This is a genomic window from Paraburkholderia gardini (assembly GCF_907164545.1).
Taxonomy (GTDB): Bacteria; Pseudomonadota; Gammaproteobacteria; order Burkholderiales; family Burkholderiaceae; genus Paraburkholderia; species Paraburkholderia gardini.
Genome location: NZ_CAJQZB010000027.1, coordinates 41,927 through 61,412, shown reverse-complemented (window position 1 = coordinate 61,412; position 19,486 = coordinate 41,927). Strand labels below are relative to the sequence as shown.

The window sequence follows — 19,486 nt, the reverse complement described above, 5'->3', positions numbered from 1 at the left end:
ATACGTACGACATTGATTCCACGATTTCGCCGTGACGTGACATAACGTAACGCATGGCATGGGCGCTCATTGCAGCGTCCACTGAAGTCGCGCGCGCAGATGCGGTTTTTCGCCGGCGCTGTCGCGCACTTCGAGCTCGCGCATGGTCGGCGCGGTGGACGACGTCCAGATCGATGCGTCGCCCGGCAGAAACATCGGCAGCTTGAATTCGCCGCTGATGACGGCGTTTGCGAGGCGTTTGGGCGGCTGCAATGCGGCCGCCGCGCGCGCGAGCGTCCACATGCCGTGCGCGATCGCGCGCGGAAAGCCGAATGCCCGCGCGGAAAGGGTGCTCAGGTGAATCGGGTTGTAGTCGCCGGATACCCTCGCGTAATCGCGGCCCAGCTGCGGCGGCAACTGCCAGCGCGTGTGACGAACCAGCGCGGCGCGCTCGATCTGCAGTGGCGCGAGCGCGGAACCTCTCACGCCGTCCGGCGCGATGCCGCGCTTCAGATAGACACTGTCGCCGTCCCAGACTGCTTCACCGCGTCGGTAGAGGCGCGAATGGAGTACGAACGCCTGGCCTTTTTCGTGACGCAGCAGCGCACCGAATTCGACTTCGACGCGCAGCACGTCGTCGGGATAGAGCGGCTGGTGCTGATGCACGCTGTTCGCGAGATGCACGAGTCCTGGTGCAGGCCACGGAAAGGCCGGGTCGGTGAGTATCAGCAGATGCAGCGGAAACGCGAGCAGATGCGGAAACGTGAACGGCAGACCCTGCTCCGGAATGAAACCGCAGACGCGTGCATAGCGATCGATCGCGGCCTGTTCGAGCGGCACGGCGGGCGCACGAGCCGCAGCGGCGGCAGGCGCGTTGCACGGCCACGCTTGAACACACCGGACAGCGCCCGCCCGTAGAGCGCGGCAGGTTGCGGCAGACGCCCGATCACTACCGTTTCCGGGCGCGCGGCGCCTGGCGTCTCGCCGAAGCGGGAGGGCTCGCCCATCGTCAGGCTCCGAGCAGGCTCTGGCCGCACACACGCACCACCTGACCCGTCACACCCGCTGAGGCCGGGTGCGCGAGCCATGCGATCGTCTGCGCGACATCGACCGGCTGGCCGCCCTGGCTCATCGAATTCATGCGACGTCCTGCCTCGCGGATCGCGAGCGGTATCTTCGCGGTCATCAGCGTTTCGATGAAGCCAGGTGCGACCGCGTTGATCGTGATGTGCCGTTCGAGCAGATGCGGCGCCATGCTCTGCACGCGTCCGATCACGCCCGCTTTCGACGTCGCGTAGTTGCTTTGCCCGCGATTGCCCGCGATGCCGCTGATCGACGACACACCGATAATCCGTCCGCCATGGCGCAGCGTGCCCGCTTCGAGCAGCGTATCGTCGATGCGTTCCTGCGCCGCCAGATTGATGTCGATGACGCTGTGCCACGCGGCAGCCGTCATCTTCGCGATGGTTTTGTCCTTCGTGATGCCGGCATTGTGCACGATGATGTCGACACCGTTTTCATCGAGCGCCGCCGCGAGTTGCGCCGGCGTTTCCGGTGCGGCGATGTCGAACGCGAGGGCGGTGCCGTTCAGCGCGCGCATCGTACGGTCGAGCGCCTCTTTCGCGGACGGAATGTCGACGCCGATCACCTGCGCGCCTTCGGCCGCGAGCACCTCCGCAATCAATGCGCCGATGCCACGCGCGGCACCCGTCACCAGCGCGCGACGGCCCGCGAGCGGCTGCTTCCAGTCGAATACGGGCAGCGCGTGCGGCACGGCGTCGATGCGTACGACCTGGCCCGACACATACGCCGAGCGCGGCGACAGGAAAAACCGCAGTGTGGTTTCGGCCAGCGCTTCCGCGCCGGGTGCCACGTGGATCAGGTTGGACGTGATGCCGCGACGTGCTTCCTTGCCAAGCGAACGCGTGGAGCCTTCGAGCGCGCGTTGAGCGGTCCATTGCCTTATGGTTGCACACGCTTCCGGTGGCCGGCCGAACACGACGATGCGCCCGCATTTGTCGAGCGAACGCAACGCGTCGTGAAAGAACGCGTAGAGCGCATCGAACTGCGTGGTGTCCTCGATACCGCTGGCGTCGAACAGCAGCGCGCTCATGCGGCCTTGCGCCGAACCGCTCGCTCCACGTGCACCACTCGCGACCGGCTCGAAGCGGCCGGTCAACATTCCGTGTCGTTGCGCGAGGGGAATCCACAACCCCGCGCTTTCATGGGCGACGCCCGTCATGCCGGTACGCGCGATCATGCCGGCGAGCGCCTCAAGCATCCGCGGCTGCGGTCCCGCGCCGACGGCAATCAGCCCTTCGAATTCAGGCCGGTCCGCGCGATAGCGGCGCAGCACCTCGGGCTTCGGCAGTCCAAGCGAGCTTGCGAGCCGCGCGCCAAATGGCGAGTTGACGAAGTTCAGGTAGGAGTCGTTCATCGTCCGGTTCCGCGGTGTGCTGTGTGGGCGTTCACTGTGTGCGAAGCGTCCCGCGTGCGGCGTGCACGGCGGGGCGCGTGTTTCGAGTCAGACGGCCATTTCCATCGCGCGCTCGAGCGCATCCTTGCGCTTTTGCAGATCGGCGAGCATGCCGAAGTCGGCCGGGAAGTCGTCGACCTTGACGACTTCCGCGCCGTAGCGTGCATAGTCGGCCAGCACGCCGCGTTCGCTGCCGTCGATCAGGCCGAGTCCTTCGGCGGTTTCGATCCATGCGGCCAGATCGGGCAGGCTTTGCGGCATCGGCCCGATCAGGCCGCTTTTGACGGCCTCGCGCAGCTTCTGCTCGATCTGCGTGACGCGCGGCGTTAGCGCGAACACGAGTTCGCCATAGCCGAGCGGATCGACGTCGACCGGCGGAACGTACGAATCAGCGACGAGGCGCTCGCGTGCCGCACCGGGCGTCTGCATCAGTTCGGCAATCGCCGTGCCGAGGCTGTCCGACGGCGCGCGATGCGGCAGACCGAACGGAAACGCGAATACGCGCACCAGACCCGCCGCGAGCCGGTTCGGATAATTCGCGAGCACGCCGTCGATGGCCTGCTGCGCCCGATACAGCGCATCCTCGACGCCCCAGCATACGAGCGGCAGATCGCTCTCCTGGCGGCCTTCGTCCTCGAAGCGCTTGAGCGTCGCCGAAATCAGGTACAACTGCGAAAGCACGTCGCCGAGCCGCCCCGAAATGCGCTCGCGACGCTTCAGGTCGGCGCCCAGCACGAACATCGAAATATCGGCGAGCAGCGCGAACGCGGTCGAGATGCGCGTCGCGGCGCGATAGTGGTGAACGAGCGGCGCGTGCGCGCGCTGCGGCTTCGCGATGAAAACGCCACCCGTCAGCCCATAAACGAAACTGCGCATCGCATTCGATAGCGTGAAGCTCGCGTGTCCGAAGAACGCTTCGTCGAAATCGCGCAGCGCCTTGTGGCGATCGGCCTCCCGCGTGGCGGCCATTTCCTTCAGCACGTACGGATGGCAGCGGATCGCGCCCTGACCGAAGATGATCAGGCAGCGCGTGAGAATATTCGCGCCTTCGACGGTGATCGAGATCGGCACCTGCTGGTAGGCGCGCGCGAGGAAATTCGACGGCCCCATGCAGATGCCCTTGCCAGCGACGACGTCCATGCCGTCGTTAATGACCTTCCGGGCGCGTTCGGTGATGTGATACTTCACGATCGCCGAAATCACCGAGGGCTTTTCGCCGAGATCGACCGCCTGCGCCGACAGGCGGCGCGCGGCGTCCATCACGTAGAGGTTGCCGCCCATGCGGCCGAGCGCTTCCTGCACGCCCTCGAACCTGCCGACGGCCGTGCGGAACTGCCGGCGCACCGCGGCATAGGCACCCGTGCCGCGCACGGCGAGTTTCGCCATGCCGACGTTCGACGACGGCAGCGAAATCGCCCGGCCCGCCGCGAGACATTCCATCAACATGCGCCAGCCGTTGCCCACCTGCTCGCGTCCGCCGATCACCCAGTCGAGCGGAATGAACACGTCGCGGCCGGCGTTCGGGCCATTCTGGAACACGGCGTTCAGCGGCCAGTGACGGCGACCGATCTTCACGCCGGGATGCGTCGCTGGAATCAGCGCGCAGGTGATGCCGGGTTCGTCGTCGACGCCCAGCAGATGGTCCGGGTCGCGCACGCGAAAGGCGAGACCGAGCACCGTCGCGACCGGTCCGAGCGTGATGTAGCGCTTGTCCCACGTCACGCGAAAACCCAGCGTTTCGCGGCCTTCGAACGTGCCTTCGCAGACGATGCCCACATCCGGAATCGCAGCCGCATCGGAACCGGCGTACGGGCTCGTCAGCGCGAAGCAGGGAATTTCCTCGCCGCTCGCGAGACGCGGCAGATAGTGATTTTTCTGCGCTTCGGTGCCGTAGTGCATCAGCAGTTCGGCGGGGCCGAGCGAGTTCGGCACCATCACCGAAACGGCAGCCGCCGAACAGCGCGTGGCGAGCTTCATGATGACCTGCGAATGCGCGTACGCGGAGAACTGCTTGCCGCCATACTGCTTCGGAATGATCATGCCGAGGAAGCCTTTCTCCTTGATGAACTGCCACGTTTGCGGCGAGAGATCCTGCCAGACCGCGCTGGTTTCCCAGTCGTTCGCGAGATCGCACAGGTGCTGGCATTCGTTGTCGAGAAACGCCTGCTCTTCAGCCGTGAGCGTGACCGGACCATGAGCGAGCAGCGTGTCCCAGTGCGGACGCCCGGAGAAGAGTGCGGCATCCCACCACACAGTGCCGGCTTCGATGGCGTCGCGCTCGGTTGGCGACATCTCGGGCAGGATCTTGCGGAAGATTTCGAGCACGGGCTTCGTGAGCCATAAACGGCGCAGGGGCTTTAGCGCGAGAACGAGCGCGGGAATCACGAGGACGATGGCAAGGCACGTCGTGGCGACCGGTCCCGCCGCACCCGTCAGGAAGGCGGTGGCGACCCACACGGCCATGAACGCCAGCCACCATGCGGCGCGTGCCTGCATGAAGACAAGCCCGGCACTCACGACGAAGAGCGCAACGATAAGCCACTGCATGACGAATTCTCCCTGTTTTCACGGTGTAATCGGGCACGTCCGCGCAAACGGCGCGGGTGTTCCTGATTGCCCGTCGACCCTGTTTAACTGTCAGACCGGATGGTTCACTGCGCGTTCGACTGTACTGGCGGATTGAGCGGATTGAGCGGATGGTGCGGTCGTGTGCGGCGGCGGATCGTCGGCGGTTGTGCCGGAACCCGCGTTGTCGCGCATGCTGGACGCACCGGCAGCGCCCGCGTCCGAACCAGCAGGCGACGTGTCTGGGCAGTCGGGTTCACTGCCGTCGGCGGCATCGCCAAGGACAGCGGCGAACGCGGCGAACTGCGAAGCATCCGGCAGCGGTGCCTTCAGCGCGGACACCATCAGCGAAGCGAGGCGCGCGATCAGTTGCAGGTCGTTCATCGACTTGCCCTGCGAGAACCCGGCGATGAGACTCTCGGTGTCCGTGCCGGCCAGCACGCCGGACAGCGCGCCGATCGCGAAGTGCAGACGCCAGCCGAGTTCCTCGCGCGGCAGATGCGGCAGCGCGCGCTGGAACGCGTCGAAGAAACGCATCGCGACAGACTCGTAATGCGCCGCGAGAAAGTCGCGAATGAACGAGGAAGGATCGGTATAGGCGCGGCCGAGGAGCCGCAGGAACGCCTTGCCGCCGACCTGCGGATCGCGCGACAGCCGCAGCGCGGGAATGAACATCGCGCCGAGCACGTGTTCGCAGGTGAGGCGCGAGCCGGGCATCGCGTCGAAGCGGTCCAGCAGCTTCAGACGCTCCTGGTTCAGCCGGTCGAGGCGTCGCGACAGCATCGCGTGGATTAGCGCTTCCTTGCTGCCGAAGTGATAGTTGACCGCCGCGAGATTGACCTCGGCGCGCGACGTGATCTGCCGCAACGACATCGCCTCATAGCCGCATTCGATGAAGAGGGTTTCGGCAGCGTCGAGGATGCGCGACTTCGTGTCGCCGGCAAGCCGGCCTGTGGTGCGAACTGCCATGTTGCGCCTCCCAGTGTCGATCGCCCGACCGCGAACAGGCGATTCAAGTATCCGATTGAAACGGACGTTTTTTTCAGGATAAGAAGGCGATGCTTTTAACAGCAAGCGGGAATGTGGGTGGACGCCTCTAAAAAGTGCTCGATCGCCGCTGTTTGCTGCGTTGCGACAGCGCATGCGTCGGGTGGCGTGCAAATGAAAAAAGGCCGTTCCGGACAAAATCGGAACGGCCTCGTATAACGGGTGAAAGCAGCGCGGGTGCTGCCTGTTGCCGGATGTTCGCGCCGGCACCGGGCCGGCGTTCAGGACGTCGCGTTCAGTGGAGCGCCGCGACCTCCCTGGCTGACTGCGTCATATCGATGCCGCGTCGTTCACGGCTAAACAGGATCAGCATGGCGATCACGACCGCCACGATGCCCGCGACGAGTGCCATCGGCAGTGCGTAGTTGTTGCCGTGCGCTTCCGCGAACTTCGCCTGCATCGGCCCGTTGATCGCGGCGAGCAGATTGCCGAGCTGATAGACGAGACCGGGGAAGGTCGCGCGGATATCGTCGGGGGAGATCTCGTTCAGATGCACCGGAATCACGCCCCACGCGCCTTGCACCGAGATCTGCATCAGGAACGCGCCGGCGGCGAGCATGAGCGGAGTCGTCGAGAATGCCCACGGCCAGAGGGCCGGCAGGGCGATCAGCGCCGCGATGAAGATGGCCCGCTTGCGGCCGATCTTTTCGGAGAGCGCGCCGAAGAAGAGACCACCGACAATCGCGCCGACGTTCAGCACGATGCTGATGTTCTGCACGATCTCCGGACCGAACTTGTGCTGCACGCGCAGGAACGTCGGATACAGGTCCTGGGTGCCGTGCGAGAAGAAGTTGAACGCCGTCATCAGCACGATCGCATAGATCGAGAGCTTGGCGTTCTGCCGCAGCGTGGCGATGAGGCCGGGGCGTGGCCGCTGCTGCATCGTTTGCCATGCGGGCGATTCGGGCACGTGCGCGCGAACGTACAGCACGAGCAGCGCGGGCAGCACACCGATGAAGAACATGCCGCGCCAGCCGATGTACTGATAGAGCTGGCCGAATACGAGGGAAGCGAGCAGGTAGCCGCTCGGGTAGCCCGCCTGCAGCAGGCCGGACACGAAACCGCGCGCATGGGGCGGAATGGTTTCCATGGTGAGCGCGGAACCGACGCCCCATTCGCCGCCCATCGCGACGCCGAAGAGCGTGCGCAGGACGAGCAGGGTGGCGAGATTCGGCGAAAAGCCCGACAGCAGTTCGAGCAGGGAATAACACGCGATGTTGATCATCAGCGTGGGACGGCGGCCGAACCGGTCAGCGAGCCGTCCGAAGATGAGGGCGCCGACGGGTCGCGCCATTAGCGTCAGGAAAATGGCGTAGGTGACGGAAGATATTTCCGTATGAAACTCGGCGGCGATATCTTTCAATATAAAAACCATCAGAAAGAAATCGAATGCGTCGAGTGTCCAGCCCAGATAGGCGGCAATCGTGACGTTTCTCTGTTCCCGTGTCCAGCTCATCTCGTTGTTCTCCTGTTCCACAGTACCCCGCATACATGCGACGCGGTCTCCGGCGTGTCTCACATGCCTCGTGGGAGCGGGCTTCGCGAAAGTGTACGCCGGCTGTTAAACGGGTGCGTGATTCAACTTCCCCTTTTTCATGGTAATCCCCGAGTAAATTCGTACTCGATGCAAACGAGCATGATCTTCTGTCGGCAATATGAAATATTCGTATTGATATAGATATATTTATTTAAGTGATTTGTAATGTTTATGGCGATGTATTTCCGGTGACGACCCGGCTGCATTGATCGGCCAGCCCGATGGATTGATCGAAAATCGCTGATTCCCCGCGCAACGCGGTTTCTCTACACTCGACGGCAAACCCGGACGCGTGGTGTCCGGTATTCATTCCGCGCTCATGCTTGTTGCTGTCGTTGGCCTTGTGTCGTTTCCCGGCGATGTCGGCCGATGCGATGTGTACTTGCGTTGCCCGCGTGGACCGCAACAACTTGCATGGGACCAGGGTAACGCGCTAAAGCGTCAACTCCGGTCGACAGCCGGAGACGATCATGGACAGCGTGAATCTCGAAGTCCTCAAGGCCAGCGTGCGCTGGCTCGGCGCGGGCCATCGCGCGTGGCTGGTGACGGTGGTGAAGACGTGGGGCTCGTCCCCACGCCCCGAGGGATCGATGCTCGTCGTTCGCGACGACGGCCTCGTGGCGGGCTCAGTATCGGGTGGCTGCATCGAAGACGATCTGATCGACCGCGTGCGCCGCCACGCTGTGACACCGGACCGGCCGCAGCCACTCAAATATGGCATCAGCGCGGACGACGCACATCGTTTCGGCCTGCCGTGCGGCGGCACGATCGAACTGATGCTCGAACCGCTGTCCGATGCGCGCGGGATCTCGGCGCTATGCCGTCGCGTCGAAGCGGGTGAGCTCGTTGCGCGCACACTCGACATGGCAACCGGTGTCGCGACGCTGTCCGCCGCCCAGGCGACCGACGGTGTCGCGTTCGACGGCGAGCGGTTCGTCACGATACACGGTCCGCGTTACCGGATGCTGGTGATCGGCTCGGGGCAGTTGTCGTGCTATCTGGCGTCGATTGCGGTGGGGCTCGATTATCAGGTGACGGTGTGCGACCCGCGCGAGGAATACGCCGATACGTGGGATGTACCCGGCACGACGCTCGTTCGCACGATGCCCGACGATACGGTGCTCGGCATGAAGCTTGACGAGCGCAGCGCGGTGATCGCGCTCACGCACGACCCGAAGCTCGACGATCTCGCATTGATCGAGGCGTTGAAGACGCCTTCGTTCTACGTCGGTGCGCTCGGCTCGCGACGCAACAACTCGGCGCGGCGCGAACGGCTGAAAGAGTTTGACTTGACCGAAGCCGAGGTCGCGCGGTTACATGGGCCGGCAGGTATCTACATCGGCAGCCGTACGCCGCCCGAAATCGCACTCTCGATCCTCTCCGAAGTGACCGCCGCGAAGAACGGCGTGGTGCTGCCGGCGGCGTCCCGGGTGGAGGGGGCGAAGGCGGCGCGCGAAATCGACGCGTCGGTCAATGCGTTGTGCGCCGCATGACGTACCGCCAGTGACTCAGTCCAGCTCGTCGTCGGCGATGGCGGCTACGGGTTCCTGCGCGGCTTCGGTGAACATTTCGGTGAACTGGTCGAGTACCGCAAGTGCATCGCGGCCGACTCGCGTGATCCGGTAGAACGATAGCGCGACCTCGGGCCGGATCGCGTCGATCCTCACACGGTAATGCCGGCAGATATGCTTGCAGAACGACGGCATGATCGCGATGCCGAGCCCTTCCTGCGCCATCGCGATCGCGGTCTGAAGATGACCGACGACGATGCGCCGGCTCACGTTCACTTCCTCTTTCGAGAGCGTCGCTTCGATCAGCCGCTGCAGTGGATTGTCCTTCGGTAGTGCGATCAACGGCAGGCCTTCGAGGGCGGTCCAGCGGATGCCGCCGCGCGCTGCGGCCGCGCCGAGCAGCGCGCCGTTGTCTGCCGATACCGCAACGAACCGCGTCGGAAAGATCGGCACGCGGTCGATGCCGGAGATCTGCGAGAAGAACACGCCGAATGCCGCGTCGAGATGCCCTTCCTCGACCATGTGCACCAGTTCGCCCGGCGGCCGGTCGACCAGTTCGATCTGCGAGTTCGGATAGATCTGCGAGAAGCGTGCGAGCACCGGCGGCATCAGGCTCGCGGCGATCATCGGTGTGCAGCCCAGCAACAACGACGATTGTTTCTGGCGCCCCAGCTCGTTCAGTTCGGTTACCGATTTTTCGAGCGTCTCGACGATCTTCATCGCGGTCGGATAGAACACGCGGCCCGCCTCGGTCAACGACACGGTGCGTGTCGTGCGTTCGAGCAACCGGCACCGCAACTGCGTTTCCAGTTCGCGGATGATCGCACTGAGCGCCGCCTGGCTCAGATGCATGCTCTGTGCGGTCTTCGTGAAGCTCGACGTGTTTGCAACCCCAAGAAATACCTTGAGTTGTTTAAGGGACAGGTTCATCGACAGCAGATCCTTCGTGTATCGGGCTTGGGCAAGCCCGATTCTATCCCGTCTGCCGCAGCGGCTGCCGCACGTCGGGACGCCCGTGCGGCAGTTGCCGGCGCGTCAGGCGAACGCGTAGCGTCCCTCGGCGTCGCGCGAGAGCGCGCGTTCCCGCGCGATGTCCTCGAGCCAGCGCACCACCTCGCGGCCATCGCGCGTGCCGGTCGCGGCCATCAGTTCGGAGAAGCGCTTCGGACCGTGTTCGAGCGCTGCTTCGAGCGAATCGAAGCGCGCGCCCTGCCAGGCCGGCGGCGTCGGCACGCGGTGTTCGAGATCGCGCTGCGCGCCCGGCGCGAGCAGCGGCAGCGTGAGGTCGAAGCCGGCTTTCGCGGTTTTCGTCGCGCCGAGCAGCGACGGGTCGAGCGGCATCGCGCGCATGCTGTCCTGGAGCACGAGATCGCGGTCGGCCTGGAAGCGCGTCGCGAGGGCCCAGTCCATCTGCTCGTCGGAGAACACGTCGATGTCGGGATCGACGACGAACACGTGCTTCACGTTCGCGAGCGACGCGAACACCGCCGCGATCGCGTTGCGCGCTTCGCCGGGCACCCGCTGCTGCATCGCGATGCGCACGTTGAACATGCCGCCCGTCGCCGGGTTCGCGTAGACGGCCTTCACTTCGCGCACCGCCGTTTCGAGCGCGCGCCACACAGTGACTTCAGTGCGCAGCGCGGCGAGTTGCGCGGTATCGGTGCGCGCCATCGAGCGGCCGCCGATCGTGCAGGTCTGGAACACCGCGTCGCGCCGGTGCGTGATCGCGGTCAGATGGAACACCGGGTTCGTCTTCACGCCGCCGTAGTAGCCGAGGAACTCGCCGTACGGGCCTTCCGGTTCGACGTGGCCGCGCTCGTCCAGATAGCCTTCGAGAATGAATTCGGCGTCGGCGGGAACGAGCAGGTCGTTCGTCACGCATTTGACGACGCCCATCGGCGTGCCGCGCAGCGCGGCGACGAGTTCCAGTTCGTCGGTCGGAATGCGCATCGTCGCGCCGACGTGGTCGATCGGGTGCGTGCCCACCGCGAATGCGATCGGCGTGCGCTCGCCGCGTTTCGCGTGCGCGATGGCGATCGCGCGCAGGTCGGACGGCGCGACGAGGTCGATGCCGGCCGTGCGGCGACCGCGCAGCATCAGCCGGCGGATGCCGACGTTGGTCCAGCCGGTTTCCGGATCGACCGCGAAGTCGATCGACGCCGAGATGTACGGCGCGCCGTCCAGGTCGTGTTGCAGATGCACGGGCAGCGCGGTGAAGTCGCAGTCGTCGCCGGTCAGCACGACCTGCTGGACCGGCGCTTCGTCGCGGCTCACCTCGACGAGCTTGCCCTTCACGCGCAGCCGTTCACGTACCGTTTCGAGCAGACGCTGCGGGGTCGTGTCGAATGCCTTTGCAAGCCGCGAGCGGCTCGCGGCGACGCTGCCGGCGAGCGACGTCGTGCCGCCGGACGGCCGCTCGAACCAGATCGCGCGCGGGTTGCCTTCCATGATCGCGGCAATGTCCGCGAGATCGACCGGCGCTGCATGGCGTTCGAGTTCGGTATCGTCGAGCGATTCGAGAAAACGTCGCAGGCGGAACTGTTCGAGGTCGGGGGCGGGTGTACCTTCCGCGGTGGAGGGGATCGTTGTCCTGGGTCTCAATCTGGGCTCCTCGCGCAACGTGTCGCGCGGTGTTGTAGTCGATGGATCGTCGTTTCGGAGGCGGCGGTCCGCGTGGCGCGCGCCGCTGCCTCATTCAATCAGAAGCGGGCAATCAGAAGCGGGCCGACAACGCGGTGGCCGCCAGATGCGCGGCGAAGCCGCTCGCGCCGGTGGCGGACATCTCCGGTGCGAGATGCAGGAACTGCTTGACCGCGCGCAGCGTCACCGCGCTGCAGCCGAGCAGTGTCTGCGTGAGCGCGTTCGCCTCGGCGTCTAGGCTCGCCGCCGGCACGATGCGGCTCACGAGCCCGGCCTGCAGCGCCTCGGCGGCGGACAGCCGCTGGCGGCTCAGGACCATGTGCGCGACGGTTTTCACCGGCACGCGGCCGATCAGCGCGGACATGACGAGCGTCGGTGGAATATCGCGCTCCATCTCGGGAATCTGGAACACGGCATCGTCGGCCGCAAGTGCGACGTCGCACACGCCGGCGAGTGCACAGCCGACGCCGAGCGCCGCGCCGCGCACCACCGATATCACCGGCACGCGCACCGCCTTGAGCGCATCGTAGAGTGCGAGCGGCGGGGCGGCGACCACGCGGCGCAGCGTTTCCGCGGAAGGCTTTGCGTCGGCGGCCGGCATCGGCGACTGGCGGCCCTTGCAGAAGTCGGCGCCGCTGCTGCCGATACGCACGAGCTTCACCTCGTCGTCGAGCGACGAGACGGCCGCGATGATCGCATCGCTCATTTCCGCGTTGATCAGATTGCCGTTCTCCGGACGGTCGAGCACGATTTCGACGAGTGGGCCGTTTCGATGGATGGCAACGAATTCAGTAGACATGACGGATTCCTTCAGGCTGCGGGCCGGTGGATAAATTCCCAGACCACCTTGGGGGTGGCGGGCATCGCGAGTTCTTCCTTGCCGGATTCCCTGAGGGCATCGGCGAGCGCATTGAAGATCGTGGCGGTGGCGGGCGTGATGCCGCTTTCGCCGCCGCCCTTCACGCGCAGCGGATTGCCGTGCGTCGGGTCTTCGGTCAATTCGACGCGCAGCGGCGGCACCGCGCCGGCGCGCGGCATGCCGTAATCCATGTAGGAGCCGGTCAGCACCTGGCCCGTCTCGCGGTCCAGATAGCACCCCTCGGACAGCGCCTGGCCGATGCCCTGCGCGAGGCCGCCATGCACCTGGCCTTCGACGATCAGCGGATTGATCGGCTGGCCGACGTCGTCAACCGAGGTGTAGTTGAGCAGCGTGACGATGCCGGTGTCCGGATCGACTTCGAGTTCGCAGACCGCCGCGCCGGTCGGGTGCGCGGGCACGCGCGCGTTGACCTCGGCCGCGGCATGGAGCTTCCTCGTCGCGGCGTCGCCGGGCAGGCCGTCGCTGGCGATCTGGCCGGCTACGTCGAAAAGGCCGATGCGGCGCGCCGATGCGTCATCGACAAAATCGCCGTCGGCGAACCGGATCTGTTCCGGTGTCGTGCCGAACAGCACGGCGGCGACGCGCTTGCCGGTCGCGACGATCTGCGCGGCGGTGTCGACGAGCAGCATGCCGCCGAGCCGCATGCTGCGGTCCGAGTGGCTGCCGCCGCCGACGCTCACGAACGCGGTGTCGCCGGTGCGCAGCGTCACGGCCTGCATCGGCACGCCCAGATGTTGCGCGATCACCTGCGCGAAGGTGGTTTCGTGGCCCTGGCCGGTCGATTGCGTGCCCGACACGATATCGACGCGGCCGTCCGGCAGCACGGTCAGTTCGATGCGCTCGCGCGGCGCGCCGACCGGCGACTCGATGTAATTCGCGAGGCCGATGCCGCGCAGTTTGCCGTTCGCATGCGAGGCCGCGCGCCGCGCCTCGAAGCTGTCCCACTCCGCGAGCACGAGCGCGCGTTCCATGTTGCGCGCGAACTCGCCGCTGTCGTAGGTCAGGCCCATCGGGCTGAGGTACGGCAGCTTGTCATGCGAAACCAGATTGCGGCGGCGGATCTCGGCGCGCTCGAGGCCCAGTTCGTCCGCCGCGAGATCGAGCATGCGCTCCATCACGTGGGTCGCTTCGGGGCGCCCCGCGCCGCGATACGGCGCGGTCGGCACGGTGTTGGTCAGCACCGCGCTCACATGGACCGCCGCGACCGGCACATCGTAGACGGTCGTCATGATGCGCGTGCCGTTCGACATCGGCACGTACGACACGGTATGCGCGCCGACGTTGCCGATCCATTCGTTGTCGATAGCCAGAATGCGGCCGTCCTTCGAAAAGCCGATTGCCGAGCGGATGATCGCGTCGCGGCCCTGATAGTCGGACAGGAACGCTTCGCTGCGATCGCTCGTCCATTTGACGGGGCGTCCCACGCGGCGCGCGGCCCATACCACCGCGAGCTGCTCGACATAGATGAACGAGCGCGGGCCGAAACCGCCGCCAGTGTCGGGGCACACCACGCGCACCTGCGACGGCGGCACCTTCAGCGCGGCCGCGAGGCACAGCTTCTGGCGCACCGCACCCTGGCTGCCCGAAATCAGCGTGTACGCATCGGTCTGCGCGTCGTACGCGCCGATCGCGCTGCGCGGCTCCATCTGGCAGTTGACGACGCGGCTGTGATGAAACTCGCGCCGCACCACGTGATGGGCGTTCGCCAGAATCGCGCGTGCGGTCTCGCGCTCGCCGATCTGGGTCTGAAAGCACAGATTGCCGGGCGCGCCTTCCCATAGCTGCGGGGCGTCGTCGCGCATCGCATCGGCGCCGTTGACGACAGCGTCGAGCGCGTCGTAATCGACCTCGATCAGTTCTGTCGCGTTGCGCGCCTGCAGCGGCGTTTCGGCGATCACCATCGCGATCGCCTCGCCGACGTAGCGAACACGGTCGACCGGCAACGGGATATGGAATTGATTGAAGATCGAACCGGTCAGCGAAGTCAGGAACGCCTTCCTGGTCGCATCCACCGCGTCGACCGGATTGGGTACGTGGTCGACACCCTGGAAGCCGTCGTCGAGATAGTCCTGGCCGAGCAATACAGCGATCACGCCGGGTGCTTCGCGAGCGGCCGAGACGTCGACCGAACGCAGCGCCGCATGCGCGTGCGGCGAACGCAGGAAGGCCGCGTATAGCTGGCCGTCGACGTGCAGATCGTCGGTGTACTGGCCCTTGCCGGTCACGAAGCGAAGGTCTTCGACGCGCGGTATCGGTTTGCCGATCATGAGTGCTGGCCCTCCTGCTGCGTGCCAACCAGTTCCGGATACATCTCGCGGGCGGCGTGACGCACCGCCTCGACGATGTTGACATAGCCGGTACAGCGGCAGATGTTGCCTTCGAGCGCGTGACAGATGCTCTCGTCGTCGAGCGCGGGTGCCTCGCGCAGATAGAAATCGGCGGACATGATCATGCCGGGCGTGCAGAAGCCGCATTGCAATCCGTGACACTGAACGAACGCGTTCTGTACCGGATGGAGTGTCCTGCCTGCGCCCGCGCGCAATCCTTCCACGGTCGCGACCGTGCCGCCGCTCGCCTGGGCGGCCAGTACCGTGCACGACTTCACCGACACGCCGTCGAGATTGACCGTGCATGCGCCGCACTGGCTCGTGTCGCAGCCGACGTGCGTGCCGGTAAGACGCAGCGTCTCGCGCAGAAATTCGACCAGCAGCGTGTGGTCGGGCACTTCGCGCCGGACTTCGACGCCGTTGACCTGCAATTGGACTTCAACCATGGTTCACCCTGTTCTGTGTCGTCCGGACGCGCGCACGCAGCGGCACGCCGGAACAAAGCTCACTGCGCGTCGACGGCATCCGCCGGCGCGCTCAGCGTGGCGTTGAAGCGCTTGAAGAACTCGCTCGCCAGCTTGTTCGCGACCGATGTGACGAGCCGCGAGCCGATCTGCGCGAGCTTGCCGCCGACCTGCGCCTCGGCGACGTAGGTGAGCAGGGTGCCGCCTTCCTGCGCGTCGGCGAGCATCACGGCCGCGGTCATCTTGCCGAAACCGGCAATGCCGCCTTCGCCCTGACCGACGATCCGGTAGCCGTTCGGCGCATCGCGTTCGGAAAGCAGCAGCGTGCCCTTGAAGCGGGCCTTGACGGGGCCGACCGACGCGACCACGACGGCCTTGAACTCGTCGTCGCTGTCCGCCGTGAACGCCTCGCAGCCGGGCACGCATGCCTGCAGCACGGCCGCGTCGTTCAATCCTTTCCATACCGCTTCGCGCGATGCGGCGATGGTCTGCGATCCGGTGAATTCCATCCTTGTGTCTCCTGAATTAAGCGGGCTGGCGCAACGATTGCGCGAGCAGCGCCTGTAAGGCGCGATGTGTGTAGGTTTCGATCAGATGCGCGCGATACGCGGCGGAGGCGTTGTCGTCGTCGGGCAGCGTCGACGGGTCGACCTTGAGCGGGGCCAGCGACGCTTCCGACAGATCAGCCGACAGTGCCGCTTCGGCGTCAGACCAGCGGAACACCGAAGCGCCCGCGCCGGTCACGGCAACGCGCACCGCATCGGCGTACTGCGCGATAAAAACGCCGACCACGGCGTAACCCGAAGCCGGCTGGCGAAACTTTGCGTAGGCGGCACGCAACGGGATCGCGAATTCGAGCGCCGTCACCAGTTCATCGGCACCGAGCACGGTTTCGAAGGTGTCGACGAAGAAATCGTCGGCGGCGACGCGCCGCGCTGAAGTGACCACCCTGGCATCGAGCGCCAGCACCGCCGACGGGTAGTCCGCTGCCGGATCGTTGTTCGCGACCGAGCCGCCCATCGTCCCGCGATTGCGCACCTGGGGATCGGCGATCACACTGGCCAGTTGCGCGAGCGCCGGGATCGCCGCGGCGACCACTGGCGAAGCCGCGACTTCGGCATGTTTCGTCAGCGCGCCGACCCGCAGCACGCCGTCGGCCACGCTGATGCCGCGCAACGCCTCGATCCGCGTGAGATCGAGCAGATGCGAGGGCGCCGCGAGCCGCTGCTTGAGGGTGGGGATCAGCGTCATGCCGCCGGACAGCGGGCGGGCTTCCTCATGTTCGCGCAGCCAGGCGAGCGCTTCGTCCAGTGAGCTTGCCCGAAGGTAGGTGGTCTCGTACATGGAGTCTCCTGCAGTCGCGGGCCGGACCACGGCACGCGGCCGGTATGGTCAGGCCGTCTGTTTCAGCCAGTCTTCGAGCGCCGTGGCAAGCGCGACCGGTACTTCATACATCGCGTAGTGTCCCGCGTTGCGCAGCGTTTCGAGCTGGGCACGCGGATACCACGCGAGCCACGTGCGGGTCATCAATCCGGCGGTGAGCGTCGGATCGTGCTCGCCGATAAAGAGCTTCACGGGCACCGTGTTGCCCGCGACCTCAGCGGAGAAGTCGTGCATCGCCCACTGCGGCAGATAGCCCGCGAATGCTTCGCGGCTCGACAGCCTTGCCGATTCGCCGGCCAGGTGCGCGCTCCAGCGCGGCGCGAGACGATTGCCGGTCGAGTACGCGATGATCGCGGCGCGTCTGGCGACGTCGTCGACCGCGGCGCGAAACCCGGCGACACGCGTCTCGTCCATCCGCGAACCGCACGCGGGAACGGCCGACACACCCGCCATCCGTTCGACCCGCTGCGGCGCCGCGAGCAGCACGCGCTGCATCGCCATGCCGCCCATCGAATGGCCGATCAGGCTGAAGCGATCCCAGTCGAGATGGTCGGCGAGTACGAGCACGTCCTGCGCGGCTTCCTCGAAGGTGAATTCGCCGTCGCGTTCCAGCGAGCGGCCGTAACCGCGGTAGTCGAAGAACACGTAGGTGAAGCTGTCGAGGTTGAGCGCCGGCGTCAGCGCCTGCCAGTCCTTCGAGCTGCCGAACCAGCCGCTCAGCACGAACACCTTGCGCGGACCATGGCCGAGTTGCACGAAGCCGTTGAGCGTCGTCATGCGTGCGACTCCTCGTGGCGCACGGGCGCGTCGGGATAGTTCAGTTCGAGCGCCGGTGCGATCCGCCCGCGGCATTCGCCGAAGCCGATCGTCACCGCGCCGGGCCTGCTGGCCCGTGCGCGCAGCACGATTTCGTCGCCGTCCTCGAGCGCCGTGCGGGTTTCGCCGTTGGGCAGGGCGAGCGGGTTCTTGCCCGCGTTGCTCAGTTCGGTCAGGCAGGCGCGCGATACGTCGGCGGCGCCGGAAATCGTGCCGCTGCCGAGCAGGTCGCCGGTGCGCAGATTGCAGCCGTTGCTGGTGTGATGCGCGACCATCTGCGCAAAGGTCCAGTACAGGTTGTCGAGATGCGTTTGCGTGATCCGCACAGGTGCCGCACCGGCTTCGCGGAGCCGCGCGGTCGACAGAAGCGCTTCGAGTTCGAGATCGAGGCCGCCGCTTGCCTGATCGAGCGCGCCATGGAGGTGCGGCAGGATCGCCGGATCGCCCGCGCCGCGTGGTGCAGCCGGCTTGCGGAATGGCGCCAGCGCTTCCCCGGTGACGATCCACGGCGACAGGCTCGAATGAAAACTCTTGCCGAGAAACGGGCCGAGCACCTGCTCGAACCATTGAATGCTCTTCGCGGACCAGTCGTTCAACAGGCAATAGCCGAAGATATGATCGCGCGCCGCATCGACCGGAACCGGCTGCGTGAGCGGGTTGCCGCGGCCGATCAACGCCGCCAGCTCGAGTTCGAAATCGAGCGCGGGCGCCGGGCCGAAACGCACTTCGCCATGTGCGTCGCGATACTGGCCGTGCGGGCGGCGCACGTCGCCGCCGCTCACACGCAGCGACGAGGCGCGGCCGTGATAGGCGATCGGCAGCGACTTGAACGCGGCCGGCAACGGATCGGCCAGGCCCTTGTAGCGGCCATGCCGTTCGGTGTGGTGCAGCGACGTCAGGAAATCGGTGTAGTCGCCGATCTCGCACGGCAACCGCGGCGTCACGTCGGCCAGACGCGGCAGCAGCGCGTCGGCGCGCTGCTGGATGCGGGCGAGTTGCGGCGCGTCGCTACGCAGCAGGTCGGATAGCGCGCGGCGCAGCGCGCTCGCGTAACGCGGCTCCATCGCCATCAACGGCTTCAGGCTGTCGCCGCCAGCCGCGGCACAGGCGAGCGCGGCGTCGCCGTCAAGCAGCCCGGCATCATGCAGCGCACGCAGGTCGACGGCGTGCTCTCCGATCGCGACGCCGCAGCGCGCTTTACCGTCGCGCTCGAAAACGCCGAACGGCAGGTTCTGAACCGGGAAATCCGCGCCGGGCAGATTGGCCGATTCGATCCAGCTGCGCCGGGCTGGATCGTGTGTGGAATTCAGGGTAGTCATGCCGAACGCGTCTCCGATACCGCGTTTTGTCGTTCTTCCGTCCACGCGTCGAGCGCGGAGCGAGCCTGCATTCTATAGCCGGCCAGCGTTTCGGCGGGCGCCACCGGTACCGTCAGTTCGAGACGGAAGCCGTTCGGGTCGAAGAAATAGATCGAGCGCACGAAGTGGTGATCGGTCACGCCGAGCACTTCGATGCCGTGTTCGATCAGGCGTTGCTTCATCGTTTCGAGTTCGTCGAGTGACGACAGGCGCAGCGCGATGTGGTTCACCCACGGCGGCGTATTCGGCGATGGCTCCGCGGCCGTGTCGTCGCCGAGATCGAAGAAGGCGATGTTGGAGCCATCCGCCATTTCGAAGAATACGTGCACGTATGGGCAATATTCGCCGGTGCTCGGCACGCGGTCGAGGCGGATCACGTGAACCAGTCGCAGGCCGAGCACGTCTTCGTAGAAGTGACGCGTCTCTTCGGCATTGCGGCAGCGCCAGGCGAAATGATGCAGGCCGAGAATCGGGGGGAGGGTGGACATACGGTGTCTCCTTGT

At 65.9% G+C, this 19,486-nt stretch carries 15 protein-coding genes and 1 pseudogene; 1 reads left to right on the top strand and 15 read right to left on the bottom strand.

The genetic code is table 11. The annotated features are described in order from the left end of the window. Nucleotides 1–66: 66 nt before the first annotated feature. From LPA37_RS18750 to LPA37_RS18730, 5 genes and pseudogenes are all read right to left on the bottom strand, one after another. A pseudogene (locus tag LPA37_RS18750) lies at nt 67–986 on the bottom strand (MaoC family dehydratase). Nucleotides 987–988: 2 nt separating this feature from the next. Beyond that, on the bottom strand, nt 989–2,416 hold the full coding sequence (locus LPA37_RS18745; RefSeq protein WP_229013318.1) for a 3-oxoacyl-ACP reductase: 1,428 nt from the start codon (nt 2,414–2,416) through the stop codon (nt 989–991). Between the two features lie 87 nt (nt 2,417–2,503). Beyond that, on the bottom strand, nt 2,504–5,002 hold the full coding sequence (locus LPA37_RS18740; protein ID WP_229013317.1) for an acyl-CoA dehydrogenase: 2,499 nt from the start codon (nt 5,000–5,002) through the stop codon (nt 2,504–2,506). A gap of 90 nt (nt 5,003–5,092) precedes the next feature. After that, a complete protein-coding gene (locus LPA37_RS18735; RefSeq protein WP_229013316.1) occupies nt 5,093–5,989 on the bottom strand; it encodes a TetR/AcrR family transcriptional regulator in 897 nt (298 codons plus the stop codon). A 313-nt stretch (nt 5,990–6,302) separates the two neighbouring features. Beyond that, nucleotides 6,303–7,523, bottom strand: coding sequence for an MFS transporter (locus LPA37_RS18730; protein WP_229013315.1), 1,221 nt, complete (start codon nt 7,521–7,523; stop codon nt 6,303–6,305). Between the two features lie 551 nt (nt 7,524–8,074). On the opposite strand from LPA37_RS18730, the gene LPA37_RS18725 reads away from it, so the two are divergent. Next, nucleotides 8,075–9,097, top strand: coding sequence for an XdhC family protein (locus tag LPA37_RS18725; RefSeq protein WP_229013314.1), 1,023 nt, complete (start codon nt 8,075–8,077; stop codon nt 9,095–9,097). Nucleotides 9,098–9,112: 15 nt separating this feature from the next. Here the strand turns inward: LPA37_RS18725 and LPA37_RS18720 are convergent, their stop codons facing one another. The 10 genes from LPA37_RS18720 to LPA37_RS18675 form a co-directional block, all read right to left on the bottom strand. Then, on the bottom strand, nt 9,113–10,045 hold the full coding sequence (locus LPA37_RS18720; RefSeq protein ID WP_228982482.1) for a LysR family transcriptional regulator: 933 nt from the start codon (nt 10,043–10,045) through the stop codon (nt 9,113–9,115). A 105-nt stretch (nt 10,046–10,150) separates the two neighbouring features. Continuing rightward, complete coding sequence (locus LPA37_RS18715; protein ID WP_228982480.1) at nt 10,151–11,716, bottom strand: UbiD family decarboxylase; 1,566 nt, start codon at nt 11,714–11,716, stop codon at nt 10,151–10,153. A 112-nt stretch (nt 11,717–11,828) separates the two neighbouring features. Next, a complete protein-coding gene (locus LPA37_RS18710) occupies nt 11,829–12,554 on the bottom strand; it encodes an enoyl-CoA hydratase/isomerase family protein (protein ID WP_229013313.1) in 726 nt (241 codons plus the stop codon). An 11-nt stretch (nt 12,555–12,565) separates the two neighbouring features. Then, nucleotides 12,566–14,902 carry a xanthine dehydrogenase family protein molybdopterin-binding subunit gene (locus LPA37_RS18705; protein WP_229013312.1) on the bottom strand — a complete coding sequence of 779 codons (2,337 nt, stop codon included), beginning with the start codon at nt 14,900–14,902 and terminating at the stop codon, nt 12,566–12,568. Further along, nucleotides 14,899–15,408: a (2Fe-2S)-binding protein gene (locus LPA37_RS18700; RefSeq protein WP_229013311.1), complete on the bottom strand. Its 510-nt coding sequence runs from the start codon at nt 15,406–15,408 to the stop codon at nt 14,899–14,901. Before LPA37_RS18700 ends, LPA37_RS18705 begins: the two co-directional genes overlap by 4 nt. A gap of 59 nt (nt 15,409–15,467) precedes the next feature. Next, on the bottom strand, nt 15,468–15,935 hold the full coding sequence (locus LPA37_RS18695; RefSeq protein ID WP_228982474.1) for an SRPBCC family protein: 468 nt from the start codon (nt 15,933–15,935) through the stop codon (nt 15,468–15,470). Nucleotides 15,936–15,951: 16 nt separating this feature from the next. Continuing rightward, the gene (locus tag LPA37_RS18690; RefSeq protein ID WP_229013310.1) at nt 15,952–16,770 is read right to left on the bottom strand and encodes an FAD binding domain-containing protein; all 819 of its coding nucleotides are present in this window, start codon (nt 16,768–16,770) and stop codon (nt 15,952–15,954) included. Nucleotides 16,771–16,818: 48 nt separating this feature from the next. Further along, nucleotides 16,819–17,586: an alpha/beta fold hydrolase gene (locus LPA37_RS18685; RefSeq protein ID WP_229013309.1), complete on the bottom strand. Its 768-nt coding sequence runs from the start codon at nt 17,584–17,586 to the stop codon at nt 16,819–16,821. Beyond that, nucleotides 17,583–18,944, bottom strand: coding sequence for a fumarylacetoacetase (gene fahA, locus LPA37_RS18680; protein ID WP_229013308.1), 1,362 nt, complete (start codon nt 18,942–18,944; stop codon nt 17,583–17,585). Before fahA ends, LPA37_RS18685 begins: the two co-directional genes overlap by 4 nt. Beyond that, nucleotides 18,941–19,471 (bottom strand): VOC family protein, encoded by a 531-nt coding sequence (locus LPA37_RS18675; protein WP_228982467.1) that lies wholly within the window; start codon nt 19,469–19,471, stop codon nt 18,941–18,943. The genes fahA and LPA37_RS18675 overlap by 4 nt, the downstream gene beginning before the upstream one ends. Between the last annotated feature and the right edge of the window lie 15 nt (nt 19,472–19,486).